A 15,170-nucleotide genomic window follows, 5' to 3' on the forward strand; every position below is an offset into this window, starting at 1 on the left:
ACGAGAAATGTTTCCGTTCCCTATCGAGGCTTTGTAGGGTCGTCCGCAAGCCAAAGCAAAAATTGGGACGACCCGGCATCCTTTCGAGACGCTGACCGCTTTGGGTCGAAAGCGGACGTATGCTGGCGAGATGGACCCTTTCAACCTCCAGCGCTTTGTCGATGCACAGGCGACAGTGTGGGAGGACGTGCGAGCGGAGCTTGGCCACGCCAGGAAGCGCACGCACTGGATGTGGTTCATCTTTCCGCAGCTTGCGGCCCTCGGGCGCAGCGGCACCGCGAAGCGCTACGGGATCAGCGGAGCCGATGAGGCCGGGGCGTACCTCGAACACCCCCTCCTCGGACCGCGCCTGATCGAATGCTGCGACCTGCTGTTGGCGGCGCAAGGCGTCCCAGCGAACGCCGTGTTCGGCGAGGTCGACGCGATGAAATTGCGGTCGTGTCTGACATTGTTCGCAACCGTGTCCCCGGACAGGACGATTTTCAAGTCATGCCTGGATCGTTACTTCGCTGGCGAGGGTGACCAGCTCACGGCGGAGTTGCTTGCCGGCTGAGCCATCTATCGCCAGACGTGCCAGGCGTCGCTCAGTCGAGCGTCGCCCCCGACAGCTTCACGACCCGGCTCCAGCGCGCGACGTCCTGCTGCAGCTGCACGGCCAGTTGCTGCGGCGTGCTTGCCACCACTTCGCCGCCGGCGTCCACGATCTTCTGGCTGGTCGCGGGGCTCTTGAGCACGGTCGTGATCGCGCGATGCAGGTAGGCCACGCGATCCGGCGGCGTGCCGGCCGGCACGAAGAAGCCGTACCAGTCGTCGTAGCTCATGTCCTTGAAGCCCTGCTCCTCCAGCGTCGGCACGTTCTTGAACACGCCCACCCGGCGCGGGCTGCTGACCGCCAGGGCGCGCAGCTTGCCCTGGGTCACGTGTCCCGCGACGGACGACGTGGAAGTGATCATCATGGTCACCTGCCCACCCATGACGTCGACGAGCGCCGGCGCGGCGCCGCGGTACGGCACGTGCGTCAGGGCGATGCCCCCGTCCTTTTCCAGGACCACGCCCAGCAAATGGGACAGCGTGCCGTTGCCGGGCGTTGCGTAGTTGATCGAGCCGTTCCTGGACGCCGCGCGCAGGTCCGCCATGGTCTTGAGCGGAGAATCCGCGGCCACCACGATGGCCAGGGGTGCCGCATTGATCTGGGTGATGGGCAGGAAGTTCTTGACCGGATCGAATCCCGCCGCCTTGTACAGCGTGGGGTTGACGGCCATGATCGATACCTGCGAAGTCAGCACTGTGTAGCCATCGGGTTTCGCATCGGCCACAAGCTTGGTGCCGATGTTGCCGCCAGCTCCGCCGCGGTTCTCCGCGATCGCCGGTTGCCCGGTGATCGTGGCCAGTTCGTTCGTCACGAGGCGCATGTGGAAGTCGTTGCCGCCACCGGCGGGGAACGGCGACACGAACCGGATCGGCTGGTTCGGATAGTCACCGACGAGGGGCAGCACCGCGGCCTGCGACGGCAGGGCGAGCCAGGCGAGGGCGCCGCTGACGAGGGCGTTGAATTCGCGGCGATTGGTCAAGCGTGAATCGGACAAGAAGGTCTCCGTTGCAAGGGTTGTTGTTTCGTATCGTGCGGCGGGCTCAGAGCAGGGCCATGCCCCGGCCGAGATCGGCGATCAGGTCAGCCGGATCTTCCAGCCCTACGTGCAGGCGAACCACCGGGCCGCGGGCGCCCCAGTCGGTCACCGACCGTGCGCGCTGCATGTTGGCAGCGGTCACCAGGCTCTCATAGCCGCCCCAGGAGGCGCCCAGGCCGAACAGCGAGAGTCCGTCGATCAGGCGATCGACGCTGGCGCTGGCGGTGCCCGGCGGCAGCTCGAAGGAGAGCAGGCCGTTGGTGCCGGTGCAGTCGCGCTTCCACAGGGCATGGCCGGGATCGGACGGCAGCGCGGGGCAGAACACGGTGCGCACTTCCTGGCGCTCCCCCAGCCACTGTGCCACCTGCAGCGCATGCTGCTCATGCATCCGCAGCCGCGCGGCAAGCGAACGCATGCCGCGCAGCACCAGCCAGGCGTCGTCGGGGCTGGCCGTCATGCCGAAGGCTTCGCAGCGCTGCTGCAGCGGCTGCCACACGGCCTCGGTGGTCGACACGGTGCCCATCATCACGTCGGAGTGGCCCGACAAGTACTTCGTCGCGGCCGTCACCGAGATGTCCGCGCCCAGTGCGAGCGGGCGGTAGAGCACGCCACAGCCCCAGGTGTTGTCCGCCGCCACCAGTGCGCCGCGTGCGTGCGCGAAGCGCGCGATCGCGGGCAGGTCGCACATCTCGTAGACGAGCGACCCCGGGCATTCCGCGTAAACCATCCGCGTGCCTTCTTCCCAGCGCTGTTCCAGGTCGGAGCCGTCGGCGGCAAAGAAGGTGACGCGAATGCCGTAGGGCTGCAGGAAGGTTTCGGCAAGCGCGCGCACGGGCTCGTACACGCTGTCGGACATCAGCACGTGGTCACCGGGCTTCAGGTACGCCAGCAGGGTGAACCCGATGGCCGCCAGCCCGCTCGGGAACAGCCGGGTGCGATAGGCGCCTTCCAGTTCGCTCACTGCGTCTTCCAGCGCGAACGTGGTGGGCGTGCCGCGGGCGCCATAAGTGAAGATGCGTTCGCTGCCGCGGCGCGCGCGCATCTCGCGCTGTTCGGCCGTGTCCTTGAACAGGACGGTGCTCGCGCGCACCAGCGGCGGATTCACCGCCTGGCCGCCGGGCGCCTGCGTGTTCTTGCCGGCCTGCACCAGCCGCGTCTGCAGGCCTGCGGCCCGCTTGCTGCCCGCTTCATTCGCCATGGGCGTGCTCCGGGGCCGGCAGGTGGAAAGCGGCGATCTCCTTCTCGTCGAGCTGCGCCACCAGGCCCGTCTCCCATGCGAGGTAGCGGCGCGCCGCTTCCTTGTTGCCGTCATGGCGGTCGTGCACGAAGAACAGGAAGTCGATGCAGTCAGCGTCGGGCGGGGTGTCCGCGGAGGACGCCACGTCCAGGCCGGCATCGCGCCATGCGGCGACGTTGCCTTCCAGCAGGCGCGGGCGCTCCAGCCGCGCCGGCCATTCCGTCTCCACGGCCCACGCCGCGGCGGTGGCGTCGTCCGCGATCACGACCACCGCGCCGCGCGCGTCCTGCAGGTCGTGGCGCAAGCGCGGGCGGATGGACCAGCGCGCGCCGGCGATGTGCAGCTTGCGGAATTCCATGCTGCCGCGCAGGTCGATCAGCAAGGCAGCCTTGCCGGCAACGAGCCTCGCCACTTCGGCGGCGCCGACGGGTGCCAGCGCCGGCGCCTGCAGCGCGGCCGAAGGTTCGAGCGACAGTCCGCTGGCGCAGCCATCCTTCAACACGTACGCTTCATGGCCCATCTGCCGCAACCAGCTGGCCACGGTAGGGGCTCGCACGCCGTCGCTGTCCACCAGCACCAGGCGGGCGCCGCGGGTGCCGACGTATTGGTCGAAGGCCTGCATCAACTGGCCGCCGGGCGTGTGCTGCGCACCCGGCAGGCTGCCCTGCGCGAACTCCTCGGCAGTCCGCACGTCACAGAGGTACAGCGTCCGGTCCTGCTGCCCCGCCCACTGACGCACCGTTGCGGCATCGACCACCTCCGCGCCGAAGCGCGCAGCAAGCTGGTGCGCGTTGTCGCGTAGCGCCGTCGAGCCGCTGTCGGGCGCATAGGCACGCGTGCCGCCATGTTCCAGCCGGTGGTCGCCCAAGTACCAGCCCTGCGTGCCGTTTTCCAGGGCGTAGACCGGATTGCGCACTCCCAGGTTGATGAGCGTCTGGGCGCCGATGATGCTGCGCGTGCGGCCGGCGCAGTTCACCACGATGGGCGTGGTGTCGTCGGGAACGATGGACTTCACCCGGTAGGGCAGCTCCCCGTTGGGGCAGCACAGCGCCGTCGGGATGTTCATCTTGCGGAACTCGCTGACCGGTCGGCCGTCGAGCACCACCACGCGCTCGCCGCGCCCGATGCACTGGGCGAGGTCGTCGGCAGAAATGCGCGGCGTGCCGTAGGCGTGTTCGGCGAGCTCGCCGAAAGTCTTGGAGGGCAGGTTCACTCCGGCGAACAGGGCGTAGCCAGCCGCCTTCCAGGCGCGGGTGCCGCCTTCCAGCACGGACACGTTGCTCCAGCCGAGTTTCGCGAGCTGCGTGGCGGCGCGCCGGGCCACGTCGTGACTGGCGGGACTGCCGCAGTCGTACACGACACAGCGCGTGCCACGGCGCGGCACGAGCCGTGCGATGTCGAGCTCGAGCCTGCTGAAGGGCAGGGGCACCCCGTAGAAGAGATGCGATTCGCCGAATTGGCCGTGCTCGCGTACGTCGAGCAGTGCGATCTCGCCGCCGTCGTGCAGCCAGTCCTTCAGGAGCTGGGGCGAGACGCTTGCCGATACCTTGTTTTCCATGCGGACCTTCAGCGGCGCGTCTGGACGCCGATGTCCATCGTCTTGGAGGTATGGTTCGCGAGGTCGAAGGCGGTGCGGCGGTCCAGCGTCTCCAGGGCGCGACCGTACATGTGCAGGTGGCGGATCACCTGGTCGCCCTGGATCTCCACCGAGTGGATGTCGTCGGGCATGAGCGCGATGCCGGTGCCGGGAGCGACGACGACGCACTTGCTTTCCCGCAGCCGGGCGGCGCCCGGCACGGAACCGTCGTCCAGCCGCTCGTAGACGCGATTGTGTTCGGTGCCTTCCACCGCCGCGATGCAGGCCCAGGTCGTGTGGTCATGGGGCACGATCTTCTTGCCTGGGCGCATCACGTTCAGGTACAGCGCATAGCTCTGGTCCGGGTCTTCCGCGATCAGGTAGCGGTTCTGGTGCTCTCCCACTGGCGGTGCGGCGAAGTCGGCCCACAGCTCGCGGCGAGCCGCGAGCCCTTGCAGGGCGACGAGCACCTGCTGCAGCTTGCCGCGATCGAGCTCGCCCTGCTTCAGGATGGACTTCATCTGGCCGATCGCGGCCTGCACGGCCTCGGCGCGTGTTTCTGCAAGTGTGGACATGGGGGAGCTCCTGCAAGTTCTTCAAAGGGGAGCCCTCCACTTTAGGGGTGGCCCGGGAAGCGATCAATGCAGGCGTGCGAAGGAATCCATCAGTAAAATTGAAGTATGACGACACTGGACCTGGAGCTGTTGCGGACCTTGTGCGCCATCGCGTCATCCGACAGTTTCGGCGCCGCGGCAGTGGAACTCGGCCGCACCCAGTCGGCCGTCACCCAGCAGATGCAACGGCTCGAAGAGCTCGTGGGGCATCCCCTGTTCGAAAAGCAGGGCCGCGGCAAGCGCCTGACCGACCATGGCCAGCGGCTGCTGACCTATGCACGCCAGCTGATGGCGATCCATGACGAGGCCCTGCGCGTACTCCAGCAGGGGGACCTGCAGGGACACCTGCGCATCGGTGCGCCGCACGACGTCGCCGATACCGTGCTGCCGCCGCTGCTGTCGGAGGTGGTGCGCAATTGGCCCATGCTCCAGGTCAGCATCCAGGTGGGCCGCAGCCCCTTCCTGACCGACGCGCTGCGACGCGGCGAAATCGACATGGCCATCAGCAACCGGGCGGAGACGGAGTTCGAAGGCCTGGCATTGCGCAGCTCGCCCACCGTCTGGCTGTGCGCCGCCGATTACCTGCACGACCGCGGCAAGGCGATTCCCCTGGTGATGGTCGACGGGCCCAGCATCTTTCGCAAGCTCGGGCAGGAGGCCCTGGAGGCCGCCGGCATCGCCTATTCGCTGCGCTATACGTCCACCAGCCTCATCGGCATCCGCGCGGCCTTGCGTGCCGGCCTGGGCGTCACGGCCCGCGGCGTCGAGCAGCTCGACGCCAGCCTGCGCGTGCTGGGGCCGAACGAGGGCATGCCTCCGCTGCCGCACCTGGTCTATTCGCTGTACGTCCGGCGTCACGTGGCCAACAACGTGACGCGCGAAGTCTTCGAGTACCTGCGCACCAGGATGCAGCCCGACACTTCTTCACTTAAGCAGCTCTAATCGGTTTTCATCGGCGAGCGCATTGGATTCTGCGTGCGCGCGGCCTAGCATGTTGCCAGCACAAGGAAGGTGGCACGCATGGGCACGATCGGTGATTGGCTGGCGGGTAAAGGCGCGGCGCGGACTTCGGGCACGCTGCGCGTGGGCTCGATGGCGTCCGGTGCACCGCTGAATCTGCCGTGGCTCGCGGTGCGCGGAGCGCGACCCGGTCGCACGCTCTGGCTGCACGGCCAGGTGCACGGCGACGAAATCAACGGCATCGTCGCCAGCCTGCGCTTCCTGCGCGGCCTCGACGCCGATGCCATGGCGGGCAACGTGGTGGTCACGCCCACGGGCAACCCGCAGGCGCTCGACGCGCGCCGCAAGCGCAATCCCTACGACGAGCTCGATCTGGACCAGAGCTATCCCGGCTCGGCGCAGGGGCTGCCGACCGAACGCCTCGCGCATGCGATGTTCAGCGAGATGCGTGGCGTCGCCAGCATGGTGGTCAGTCTGCACACGATGAATCCGCTGTTCGACGCGCCGCCGTACGCCGTCTACAAGGTGCATCCCGACAGCCCTGTCTCCGAGGCCGACGTGCTGGGCGCCATCGCCCACTTCCGTCCCACGCTCGCGTGCCGGCAGGACGTGGGCGGCAAGGGCGAGCTGCCGGGGAACATCGCCGGCGCGCTGGATTACCAGTGCCTGGCGGCCGGCATCAGCGCGTTCATGGTGGAACTGGGGCGCGGCAATGCATTCCAGCCGGAGAACGTCGCCCTGGCCGAAAACGGCTTCCGCGGTCTTGCGCAGCACCTGGGCATCGTCGAAGGATCACCGCGTGCCACCGGCGTTGCGCTTCGCACGGTGAGCCGCCGCGGCTGGATCACCGCCGAGGAAGGCGGCATGTTCGTGCCCCGCGTGCGCGCCGGGGCGCTGGTGCGCTCGGGTGAATCGCTCGGCGATGTCTACGGCATGGACGGCAGCGTGACACCGGTGCCGCCGTTCACGCGCGACGGCATCCTGATCGGCTTGCGCGGCGACCCGGTGGTGCACACCGGCGAGCGGCTTGCCTTCGTGGCGTGGGAATGGGCGGACCGCCTCCCCATCGCCTGATCCCTCTTTCCCCTTCGAGTTCTTCACAGCATCCTGGAGTCGTCATGAACAGCATCTCCCGCCGCCGCGTCGCCTTGCGGATCTCCTGCCTGGCCGCCGCAACCCTGGCGCTGGCATCAGGCGTTACGCCCGCCTTCGCGCAGCAGTGGCCCGAAGCGTCGCGGCCCGTGCGCATCGTCGTGGGCTTCCCGCCGGGCGGCGGCGCCGACGCCCTCGCGCGGGCGATCGCGCAGCCCCTGGCCAAGGAACTGGCGGGCACCGTGATCGTCGAGAACCGTCCCGGCGCAGGTGGACTCACCGCCACGGAGCAGGTCGCCCGTGCGACGCCGGACGGCTACACGCTGTACATCGCAACGCCGGGGTCCTTCACCATCTGGCCCACGTTGCGCAAGCTGAACTACGACCCGGCCAAGGACTTCGTGTTCGTGAGCAACCTGGTGACGATGCCCAACCTGCTGGTCACCACGGCCAACTCGCCCTACAAGGACGTGGCCGGCCTGCTGGCTGCGGCCAGGGCGCCGGGAGCGAACATCAACTACGGCTCCGGCGGCGTCGGCACGATCGGGCAGATCGCGGCGGAGCAGCTCAATGAACTGGCCCACGTGCAGCTCAAGCACGTGCCGTACAAGGGAACCGCGCCACTGATCACCGATGTGGTGGGCGGGGTGGTCCCGATCACCTTCTCGGATCCGTCGGCAAAATCGCTGGTCGACGGCGGCAAGCTGCGCCTGCTGGCGGTGACCAGCGCCAAGCGTTCCCGCCTGTTCCCCAACACGCCGACGATGGCTGAATCCGGCGTGCCGGGCTACGACCTGTCCAATTGGTATGGCCTGGTGGCGCCGGAGGGCACGCCGCCGGAGGTCGTGAACAAGCTCAATGCCGCCATCCGCAAGGTGATGGTGCAGCCGGAGGTGCGCCAGTCGCTGGAGGCCGCCGGCATGGAAGCGATCTCCACGACGCCCAAGGAGTTCGGCGACCACGTGGCGGGCGAGCGCCGCAAGTGGGCGGCGCTGATCGCCAAGGCGGGGATCAAGGCGGAGTGAGCGAAAGCGAAGCGGGCTGGGTTCCCCACAGCGCACATTGGGGAGCCTTCCACGCGCGCAGTGACGCGCAGGGACGGGTGCAGACGCGCCCGCATGCGGACGATCCGGATCCCAACCCGCTGCTCGGCAACTTCGAAGATGCCTTGCGCCACCCGGCGCGGGTCACGCGGCCGATGGTGCGCAAGGGCTGGCTCGACGACGGCCCCGGCCCGGACGCGCGCCGCGGACAGGACGAGTTCGTCCCGATGGAATGGGACGCCGTGCTGGACCTGCTGGCCGCGGAACTGCTGCGCGTCAAGACGCTGCACGGAGCGCCGGGCGTGTTCGGCGGCTCCTACGGCTGGTCGAGCGCAGGGCGCTTCCATCATGCCCAGAGCCAGGTCCACCGCTTCCTGAACGTCGCGCTCGGCGGCTATGTCCGGTCCGTCAACAACTACAGCGCCGGCGCCGCGATGCCGATGCTGCCGCATGTGATCGGACCCCTGGACCGCGTGGCCAAGCAGAACGTCACCTGGGAACAGATCGAGGCCCACAGCGACGTCGTGCTCGCCTTCGGCGGGATGGCGCTGAAGAATTCGCGGGTCGCCTCCGGCGGGGTCAGCCGCCACGTCGAGCGCGGCGCGATGCTGCGGGCGGCGCAGCGAGGCTGCCGCTTCGTCTGCATCTCGCCCTTGCGCAGTGACCTGCCGCCGGAAACGGGCGCGCAGTGGCTACCCGTCACGCCCGGCACCGACGTGGCGCTGATGCTGGCGCTGGTGCACGAACTCGTCACCACCTCGCGCCACGACCAGGATTTCGTCGCCCGTTTCTGCGATGGCTGGCAGCCCTTCGAGGACTATGTGCTGGGCCGCAGCGATGGCACGCCGAAGTCGTGTGCCTGGGCGGCGGCGCTGTGCGGCCTGTCGGAGCAGTCGATCCGCGAGCTCGCAGCCTCGTTGCCCGGCAAGCGCGTGCTCGTCGTCGTATCGCATTCCCTGCAGCGCTCGGAGCACGGCGAGCAACCGGTCTGGATGGGTGCCGTGCTGGCCGCGGCCCTGGGACAACTCGGCCTGCCGGGCGGCGGCTACAACTACGCGCTGGGGACGCTGTCGCACTATGGACGGCGCGACAACGCGGTCCCGGTCGCCGCCATGCCGCAGGGCCGCAACGGCGTGGAGGCCTTCATCCCCTGCGCGCGCATCAGCGACATGCTGCTGCACCCGGGCGAGCCGTTCGACTACAACGGCCAGCGGCTCGCCTATCCGCATGTGCGGCTGGCGTACTGGGCCGGCGGCAATCCGTTCCACCACCACCAGGACCTGGAAAGGCTGGCGCGCGCCTTCGCCACCCTGGACACCTTCGTCGTGCACGAAAGCGTGTGGACGTCCACGGCGCGACACGCCGACATCGTGCTGCCGGCCACCCTGACCCTCGAGCGCGAGGACATCGGCGCCACGTCGAACGACCCCTTGATGGTCGCCATGCATCGCGTGGCCGCCCCGCACGGGCAGGCACGCGACGACTTCGACATCTTCTGCGAGCTGTCGCGGCGCCTCGGCTGCCTGGACGCTTTCTCCGAAGGCCGCAGCACGCGCGAGTGGCTGGCGCACTTGTACGAGCGCACGCGCGACGGCATGGAGCGCATGGGCCTTGCGGCGCCCGACTTCGATGCGTTCTGGCGGCGTGGCGAACTGGAACTGCCGCAGAGCGAAGACGACGGCGGGATCCTCCGCGCCTTCCGCAAGGACCCGGACGCAGCGCCCCTGCCCACGCCGAGCGGCAAGGTGCAGGTCAGCTCACCGGTGGTCGCCAGCTTCGGCTACCCGGACTGTCCCGGCCATCCCGCCTGGCTGCCCAAGCGCTACGCACCGGACGCACGGCATCCGCTCTGGCTGGTGGCCAACCAGCCGCACAACAAGCTGCACAGCCAGCTGGATTTCGCGGCTTACAGCCAGTCCTTCAAGCGCCATGGCCGCGAAGTCTGCACCATGCATGCCGACGACGCGGCGGCGCGCGGCATCGCCGATGGCAGCGTGGTGCGCGTGTTCAACGAGGTCGGCGCCTGTCTGGCCGCTGTGCGCATTTCGGACGAGATCGCCCGCGGCGTCATGCAACTGCCTACGGGCGCCTGGTATGAGCCGGTGCGGGATGCGCAGGGGCGCCTGTTCTGCGCCCACGGCAACCCGAACGCGGTGACCCGCGATTTCGGCACGTCGCGCCTGGCGCAGGGATGCACCGGGCAACTGAGCACCGTGCAGGTGGAGCCATGGCACGGCGCGCTGCCACCGATTCGCGCGTACACCGCACCCGCAGGCTGAGCCAGGCGCCGCGGCGCGCAACCGAAAAGGATGACGCGGGTTCAATCCCGATTGACACTGTGGAGGGCTTCGTCCACCGTGCGACACTCGCCTTTGCCACCAGTGTCCACAGAACGGAGATCTTCATGATCCAGTCGAGTCCCAGGCTTTCCCGATGGGCGCACGTCGCCGTCGCCCTCCTCGCCGCATGCGGTGCCGCTGGCGTCGCCGCGCAGGAGGCCTATCCGCAAAAGCCCGTGACGCTGCTCGTCTCGTACCCGGCCGGCGGCAGCGTGGACGTGACGGCGCGGATCCTGCAAGGACCGCTGTCGAAGGAACTGGGGCAACAGGTGGTCGTCGACAACAAGGGCGGGGCCGGAGGCACGATTGCGACCGCCGTCGTCGCCAAGGCGCGCCCGGACGGCTACACGCTGCTGATGACGCTTTCCTCGCACACGATCAATCCCTGGATCTACGACAAGCTGCCGTTCGACACCAGCAAGGATTTCGTGCCGGTGTCCCTGGTCGCGTCCACGCCGCAGGTGCTGGTGGCGAACCCTGCCTTCCCGGCGTCGTCGCTCACCGAGCTGCTGGCCACGGCCCGCGCCAGCGGCACGCCCATCTCCTACGGCTCCGCAGGCGTGGGCTCTCCTGGACACATCGCCGGTGAGTTGATGCGGATGAAGAGCAACACGAAGTTCACGCACGTTCCCTACCGTGGCGGCGGCCCGGCCACCATCGCCGTCCTGGGCGGCGAGATTCCCCTGTTGTGGGTCTCCTTGCCGTCCGTCGCCCAGCACGTCAAGGCCGGCAAGCTCAAGGCGCTGGCCGTCTCCACCCTGGAGCGCGCGCCGACGCTGCCGGACGTGCCGACGGTCGCGGAACTCATCCCGGGCTTCCGCGTGGACGCGTGGAACGCCATTTTCGTGCCGGCCGGGACGCCGCCGCAGATCATCAAGCGACTCGAACGCGCGGTGATGGACGTGACGCGTCAGCCCGCCATCAAGCAGGCCTTGCTGGAGCAGGGCGCGGTGGCGGTAGGAAGTTCCGCCGAGGAGCTGGACAAGGTGGTCGCCAGCGAATTGCAGCTCTGGCAGACTGTCGCGCGCGAAGCCAACATGAAGGCGCAGTGAGCGGCCAGGCCTCTCCCCCGGCGATGCGACTCACGTTCATCGGCAGCGGCGACGCTTTCGGCAGCGGAGGCCGGCTGAACACCTGCTTCCATGTGCAAGGCGAGAACGTGAACTTCCTCATCGATTGCGGGGCGTCGTCGTTGATCGGGCTGAAGGCACGCGCGGTGGACCGCAACGCCATCCAGGCCATCTTCATCACGCATTTCCATGCGGATCACTTCGGCGGCATCCCATTCTTCATGCTGGATGCACAGTTCTTCTCCCGCCGCACCGAGCCCCTGACCATCGTCGGGCCGCGCGGGCTGCGGGAGTGGTACGAGCGCGTCATGGAGACTTCGTTTCCGGGCTCCTCGAAGACGCTGCCCAAATTCGCCTTGCACCTGCAGGAGCTCGACCCGGGCGACGAGGTGCAGGTCGCGGGGGTCACGGTGCGTGCCTTCCAGGCCCATCACGGCAATCCCGGCGGGCCGTTCTTCTCGTATCGGCTGGCCGCCGAAGGTCGCACCGTCGCATACACGGGGGATACGGAGTGGACCGAGCAGCTGGTCGACGCGGCCCAGGGCGTCGACCTGTTCGTCGCCGAGGCGTATTTCTACGACAAGAAGGTCAAGCTGCACCTCGATCTGGCGACGCTGCTGGATCACCTGCCGCGCATCCAGCCCAAGCGCCTGGTGCTCACCCACATGAGCGACGAGATGCTGCTACGCGTGCCCGGGCTCCCGTACGAAACCGCGAGCGACGGGCTGGTGGTCGAGTTCTGAGCCCTGTCGGCTGTCCCTTATCCGGCGCGCAGGTACTCGGCGATCCGCTGCTTTAGTCCTGGCCGCGCCGCCGACCGCACCAGCCAGGCGAGGTCTGCCTCCGCGTCCGGCGCGGACAGCACTTCGTACAGTGCGTTGCGGCTCCATTCCGGCAAGGAGGATGCCTTGGCGCGCGCCCGCTCCACGAGGGCCGGCCACTCCGCCTGCTCGGAGATGCCGTGCAGGAAGCCGAGTTGCTGCCCACGTGCAGCGTCGAAGGTGGCCGCCTCTTCCTGCAGCGCGGCGGCGTTGTCCCGGCCGACGATGGCGCCGAACCGCCGGGTCCCCAACACCAGGCCGAACTTCAGTCCCGGCATGCGAAAGCTGCTGTCGGCCGTGGCGTAGCGCTGGCGGCACGACGCCACCAGGTCCACCCCGGCGCCGAAGGTGCGGCCGTGGACCAGCGCCACCGTCAGGCATGGCGACGCAGCCACGGCTTGCAGCAGCATCTCCACCCGCACGAAGCGCAGGACGAGGTCGCCCTCGCTTTGCTGCTCCAGGTCCGAGAAGTCGAAGCCGGCGCTGAAGTTCTTGCCTTGACCGCGGAACACCAGCACCCGGGCGCCTTCGGCAGGGGCCTTGTGCACGAGATCGATCAATTCCTCGACGAGTTCGGACGACAGCGCGTTGCGCTTGTCGGGGCGCGCGAGCGACAGCGTCCATGCCTCGCCGTCACGCTGCACGGTGACCGGGCCGGTCATTCCGCTGCCCCCGCGTCCGCGCGCAGCGGTCCCAGCACCTCTTCGTTGTGCTCGCCCAGGCCGGGCGGACGGCGCAACACGGGCAGGCCACGCCCCGAAAAGCGCAGCGGCGAAGCGAAGGTCTTCGTGCGAACGCCATTGGGCAACTCCAGGGGCTGCACCCACTCCATGTGCTCGACCTGTGGATCCGACAGCACTTCCGAGTAGTTGTTGATGGGCGCGCAGGGGACGCCGGCATCGCGGAACCGCTGCAGCCAGGTTGCCGTGCCGGCTTGCGTGAATTCCTCTTCCAGGATGACGAGCAGCGCGTCCTGGTGCCTGGCACGCAGCGTTGGCGACGCGAAGCGTTCGTCGGCCAGCAGGTCGGCGCGGCCCAGCACGTCGCACACCGATTTCCACAGCGCATTGTTGCCGGCCGCCATCCCGAAATAGCCGTCCTGGCTGCGGAACACGCGGTACGGCGCGTTGCGGGGGTGCGCGGATCCCAGCCGCACCGGGTCGCGGCCGCTGCCGAAGAACTCGGACGTCTGCAGCGCGGCGATGCCCAGCGTCGCGCCCAGCATGGGGACGTCGAGGTGCGTTCCCTCCCCCGTGGCTGAAGCATGCCGCAGCGCAGCGGTGATGCCGAACGCGGCATACAGGCCGGCCGAGAAATCCGCCAGCGGCACGCCGCACTTCACGGGCGGCTGGCCCGGCTCTCCAGTCACGCTCATGATTCCGCTCATCGCCTGGATCGTCAGGTCGAAGCCGCCCTCCTGCGAGCGCGGCCCGCTCTGTCCGTAAGCGGAGATGGAGCAATACACGAGCGCAGGGTTGCGTTCGCGCAGCGCTTCGTAACCGATGCCGAGCCGGTCCATCACCCCGGGCCGGTTGTTTTCGATCACCACTTGCGCACCCTGTGCAAGACGGCGGAAATCTTCCAGGTCCGCCGGGTCCTTCAGGTTGAGGGTGACCGATCGCTTGTTGCGGTTGAGGGAGGCGAAGTTCTCGCTGTAGCCCTGGTTGATCGGAGGCCAGCTGCGCAGCGTGTCGCCGCCTTCCGGGTGCTCCACCTTCACCACGTCGGCGCCGAGGTCGGCAAGCAGCATGCCGCAAAAAGGACCGGCTGCGACGTTGCAGACCTCGATCACACGAACGCCTTGGAGCGGCAGGGGCACGGATGCCATGGGCGGTTTCTCTTTCAGGGTTGGGTCCAGACCAGGCGAATCCTAGTCCCCTCCGCAGTGGCGCAGGAAGTCTTCGGCTGCGCCGCCCAGCTTCTTGGCCCGGTGCAGCACGATCGACAAGGTGCGGTGCATGGGGGGGAGGGTGGTGTCCAGTTCCACCAGCCAGCCCTCGGCGATGGCCTCCTGCACCGCCAGCCTCGAGAGACAGCCGAGGCCCAGTCCGGCGCGGACCACCCGCTTGACGGCCTCGTTGCTTCCGAGCTCGAGCTCGACCTCCATCCTGGAAAGATGCGGGATGAGCCAGCGGTCGGACGCCTCGCGCGTGCCGGAGCCGGGCTCCCGCAAGACCCAGCTCGCCTGGTTCAGCTGGCGCGCGCCGATCCGGCGGCCTGCCATCGGGTGGCCGGCCGCCGCGACCACGACGATTTCGTCGCTGCTCCATTTGCGCACGCTGAGTTCAGGGTGGCTGTGCATTCCCTCGATGAAGCCGATGTCCGCGCGGAAAGAAGCCAACCGCTCGAACACGTCATGCGTGTTGACGATGTCCAGCAGCACGTGGCTGCGGGGATGCTCCACTTTCCAGGCAACGATCAATTCCGGCAGCATGTACTCACCGATGGTGTAGCTGGACGCCAGCCGCAGGGGCGCCGCATGGGCGGCCTTGAAGAGCGTCTCGGTGTCCACCGCCTGTTCGATCAGCGCTGCCGCGCGCGGGAGCAACGCACGGCCGTTCCCGTTGATCACCAGCTTCTTGCCCACGCGATCGAACAGCTGCGCGCCCAGCACCGACTCCAGCTCGCCCAGGGCATTGCTGGCGGCCGACTGCGAGCGCGAGATCTCATCGGCGGCTGCGCGCGTGGTTCCGCCACGCGCGACGGCGGCGAACACTTCGAGCTGGCGTAGCGTGAGCTTGAGTCGCTGATCGATTTTTCGGGTCACGGCGAGGCGAATTATGGGGCACG

At 68.4% G+C, this 15,170-nt stretch carries 14 protein-coding genes; 7 read left to right on the top strand and 7 right to left on the bottom strand.

The window, feature by feature from the left end:
- Nucleotides 1-130: 130 nt before the first annotated feature.
- Complete coding sequence (locus WG902_RS12755; protein ID WP_340060464.1) at nt 131-553, top strand: DUF1810 domain-containing protein; 423 nt, start codon at nt 131-133, stop codon at nt 551-553.
- A gap of 31 nt (nt 554-584) precedes the next feature.
- Here WG902_RS12755 and WG902_RS12760 read toward each other — a convergent pair whose 3' ends face one another.
- The 4 genes from WG902_RS12760 to WG902_RS12775 all read right to left on the bottom strand — a co-directional run bounded on the left by WG902_RS12760 (nt 585) and on the right by WG902_RS12775 (nt 5,016).
- Entirely contained in the window at nt 585-1,571 is a 987-nt protein-coding gene (locus WG902_RS12760) for a Bug family tripartite tricarboxylate transporter substrate binding protein (RefSeq protein ID WP_445263685.1), read from the bottom strand.
- Between the two features lie 61 nt (nt 1,572-1,632).
- Entirely contained in the window at nt 1,633-2,826 is a 1,194-nt protein-coding gene (metC, locus tag WG902_RS12765) for a cystathionine beta-lyase (RefSeq protein ID WP_340060465.1), read from the bottom strand.
- Nucleotides 2,816-4,423 (bottom strand): rhodanese-like domain-containing protein, encoded by a 1,608-nt coding sequence (locus WG902_RS12770; protein WP_340060466.1) that lies wholly within the window; start codon nt 4,421-4,423, stop codon nt 2,816-2,818. The genes metC and WG902_RS12770 overlap by 11 nt, the downstream gene beginning before the upstream one ends.
- 8 nt (nt 4,424-4,431) lie before the next feature.
- A complete protein-coding gene (locus WG902_RS12775; RefSeq protein WP_340060467.1) occupies nt 4,432-5,016 on the bottom strand; it encodes a cysteine dioxygenase family protein in 585 nt (194 codons plus the stop codon).
- A gap of 105 nt (nt 5,017-5,121) precedes the next feature.
- Here WG902_RS12775 and WG902_RS12780 point away from each other — a divergent pair, with 105 nt between their 5' ends.
- The 6 genes from WG902_RS12780 to WG902_RS12805 all read left to right on the top strand — a co-directional run bounded on the left by WG902_RS12780 (nt 5,122) and on the right by WG902_RS12805 (nt 12,302).
- On the top strand, nt 5,122-5,997 hold the full coding sequence (locus tag WG902_RS12780; protein ID WP_340060468.1) for a LysR substrate-binding domain-containing protein: 876 nt from the start codon (nt 5,122-5,124) through the stop codon (nt 5,995-5,997).
- A 78-nt stretch (nt 5,998-6,075) separates the two neighbouring features.
- Complete coding sequence (locus WG902_RS12785; RefSeq protein WP_340060469.1) at nt 6,076-7,089, top strand: M14 family metallopeptidase; 1,014 nt, start codon at nt 6,076-6,078, stop codon at nt 7,087-7,089.
- A 44-nt stretch (nt 7,090-7,133) separates the two neighbouring features.
- A complete protein-coding gene (locus WG902_RS12790; RefSeq protein ID WP_340060470.1) occupies nt 7,134-8,132 on the top strand; it encodes a Bug family tripartite tricarboxylate transporter substrate binding protein in 999 nt (332 codons plus the stop codon).
- Complete coding sequence (locus WG902_RS12795) at nt 8,129-10,429, top strand: molybdopterin-dependent oxidoreductase (protein WP_340060471.1); 2,301 nt, start codon at nt 8,129-8,131, stop codon at nt 10,427-10,429. Before WG902_RS12790 ends, WG902_RS12795 begins: the two co-directional genes overlap by 4 nt.
- Nucleotides 10,430-10,554: 125 nt before the next feature.
- Complete coding sequence (locus WG902_RS12800; RefSeq protein WP_340060472.1) at nt 10,555-11,541, top strand: Bug family tripartite tricarboxylate transporter substrate binding protein; 987 nt, start codon at nt 10,555-10,557, stop codon at nt 11,539-11,541.
- Complete coding sequence (locus tag WG902_RS12805; protein WP_340060473.1) at nt 11,538-12,302, top strand: MBL fold metallo-hydrolase; 765 nt, start codon at nt 11,538-11,540, stop codon at nt 12,300-12,302. The genes WG902_RS12800 and WG902_RS12805 overlap by 4 nt, the downstream gene beginning before the upstream one ends.
- Nucleotides 12,303-12,319: 17 nt before the next feature.
- Here WG902_RS12805 and WG902_RS12810 read toward each other — a convergent pair whose 3' ends face one another.
- From WG902_RS12810 to WG902_RS12820, 3 genes are read right to left on the bottom strand one after another with little or no spacing between them, the layout of a single operon-like run.
- The gene (locus WG902_RS12810; RefSeq protein WP_340060474.1) at nt 12,320-13,042 is read right to left on the bottom strand and encodes an enoyl-CoA hydratase/isomerase family protein; all 723 of its coding nucleotides are present in this window, start codon (nt 13,040-13,042) and stop codon (nt 12,320-12,322) included.
- Nucleotides 13,039-14,208 carry a CaiB/BaiF CoA transferase family protein gene (locus WG902_RS12815; protein WP_340060475.1) on the bottom strand — a complete coding sequence of 390 codons (1,170 nt, stop codon included), beginning with the start codon at nt 14,206-14,208 and terminating at the stop codon, nt 13,039-13,041. Before WG902_RS12815 ends, WG902_RS12810 begins: the two co-directional genes overlap by 4 nt.
- A gap of 42 nt (nt 14,209-14,250) precedes the next feature.
- On the bottom strand, nt 14,251-15,147 hold the full coding sequence (locus WG902_RS12820; protein ID WP_340060476.1) for a LysR family transcriptional regulator: 897 nt from the start codon (nt 15,145-15,147) through the stop codon (nt 14,251-14,253).
- Between the last annotated feature and the right edge of the window lie 23 nt (nt 15,148-15,170).

It is taken from the genome of Ramlibacter sp. PS3R-8 (genome assembly GCF_037572435.1).
Taxonomy (GTDB): Bacteria; Pseudomonadota; Gammaproteobacteria; order Burkholderiales; family Burkholderiaceae_C; genus Ramlibacter.

Bases quoted from the DNA above. Each gene is read 5' to 3' on its own strand.
- WG902_RS12755 (WP_340060464.1), top strand. From the start codon at position 131: ATGGACCCTTTCAACCTCCAGCGCTTTGTCGATGCACAGGCGACAGTG.
- metC (WP_340060465.1), bottom strand. From the start codon at position 2,826: ATGGCGAATGAAGCGGGCAGCAAGCGGGCCGCAGGCCTGCAGACGCGG.
- WG902_RS12770 (WP_340060466.1), bottom strand. From the start codon at position 4,423: ATGGAAAACAAGGTATCGGCAAGCGTCTCGCCCCAGCTCCTGAAGGAC.
- WG902_RS12775 (WP_340060467.1), bottom strand. From the start codon at position 5,016: ATGTCCACACTTGCAGAAACACGCGCCGAGGCCGTGCAGGCCGCGATC.
- WG902_RS12780 (WP_340060468.1), top strand. From the start codon at position 5,122: ATGACGACACTGGACCTGGAGCTGTTGCGGACCTTGTGCGCCATCGCG.
- WG902_RS12785 (WP_340060469.1), top strand. From the start codon at position 6,076: ATGGGCACGATCGGTGATTGGCTGGCGGGTAAAGGCGCGGCGCGGACT.
- WG902_RS12790 (WP_340060470.1), top strand. From the start codon at position 7,134: ATGAACAGCATCTCCCGCCGCCGCGTCGCCTTGCGGATCTCCTGCCTG.
- WG902_RS12800 (WP_340060472.1), top strand. From the start codon at position 10,555: ATGATCCAGTCGAGTCCCAGGCTTTCCCGATGGGCGCACGTCGCCGTC.
- WG902_RS12810 (WP_340060474.1), bottom strand. From the start codon at position 13,042: ATGACCGGCCCGGTCACCGTGCAGCGTGACGGCGAGGCATGGACGCTG.
- WG902_RS12815 (WP_340060475.1), bottom strand. From the start codon at position 14,208: ATGGCATCCGTGCCCCTGCCGCTCCAAGGCGTTCGTGTGATCGAGGTC.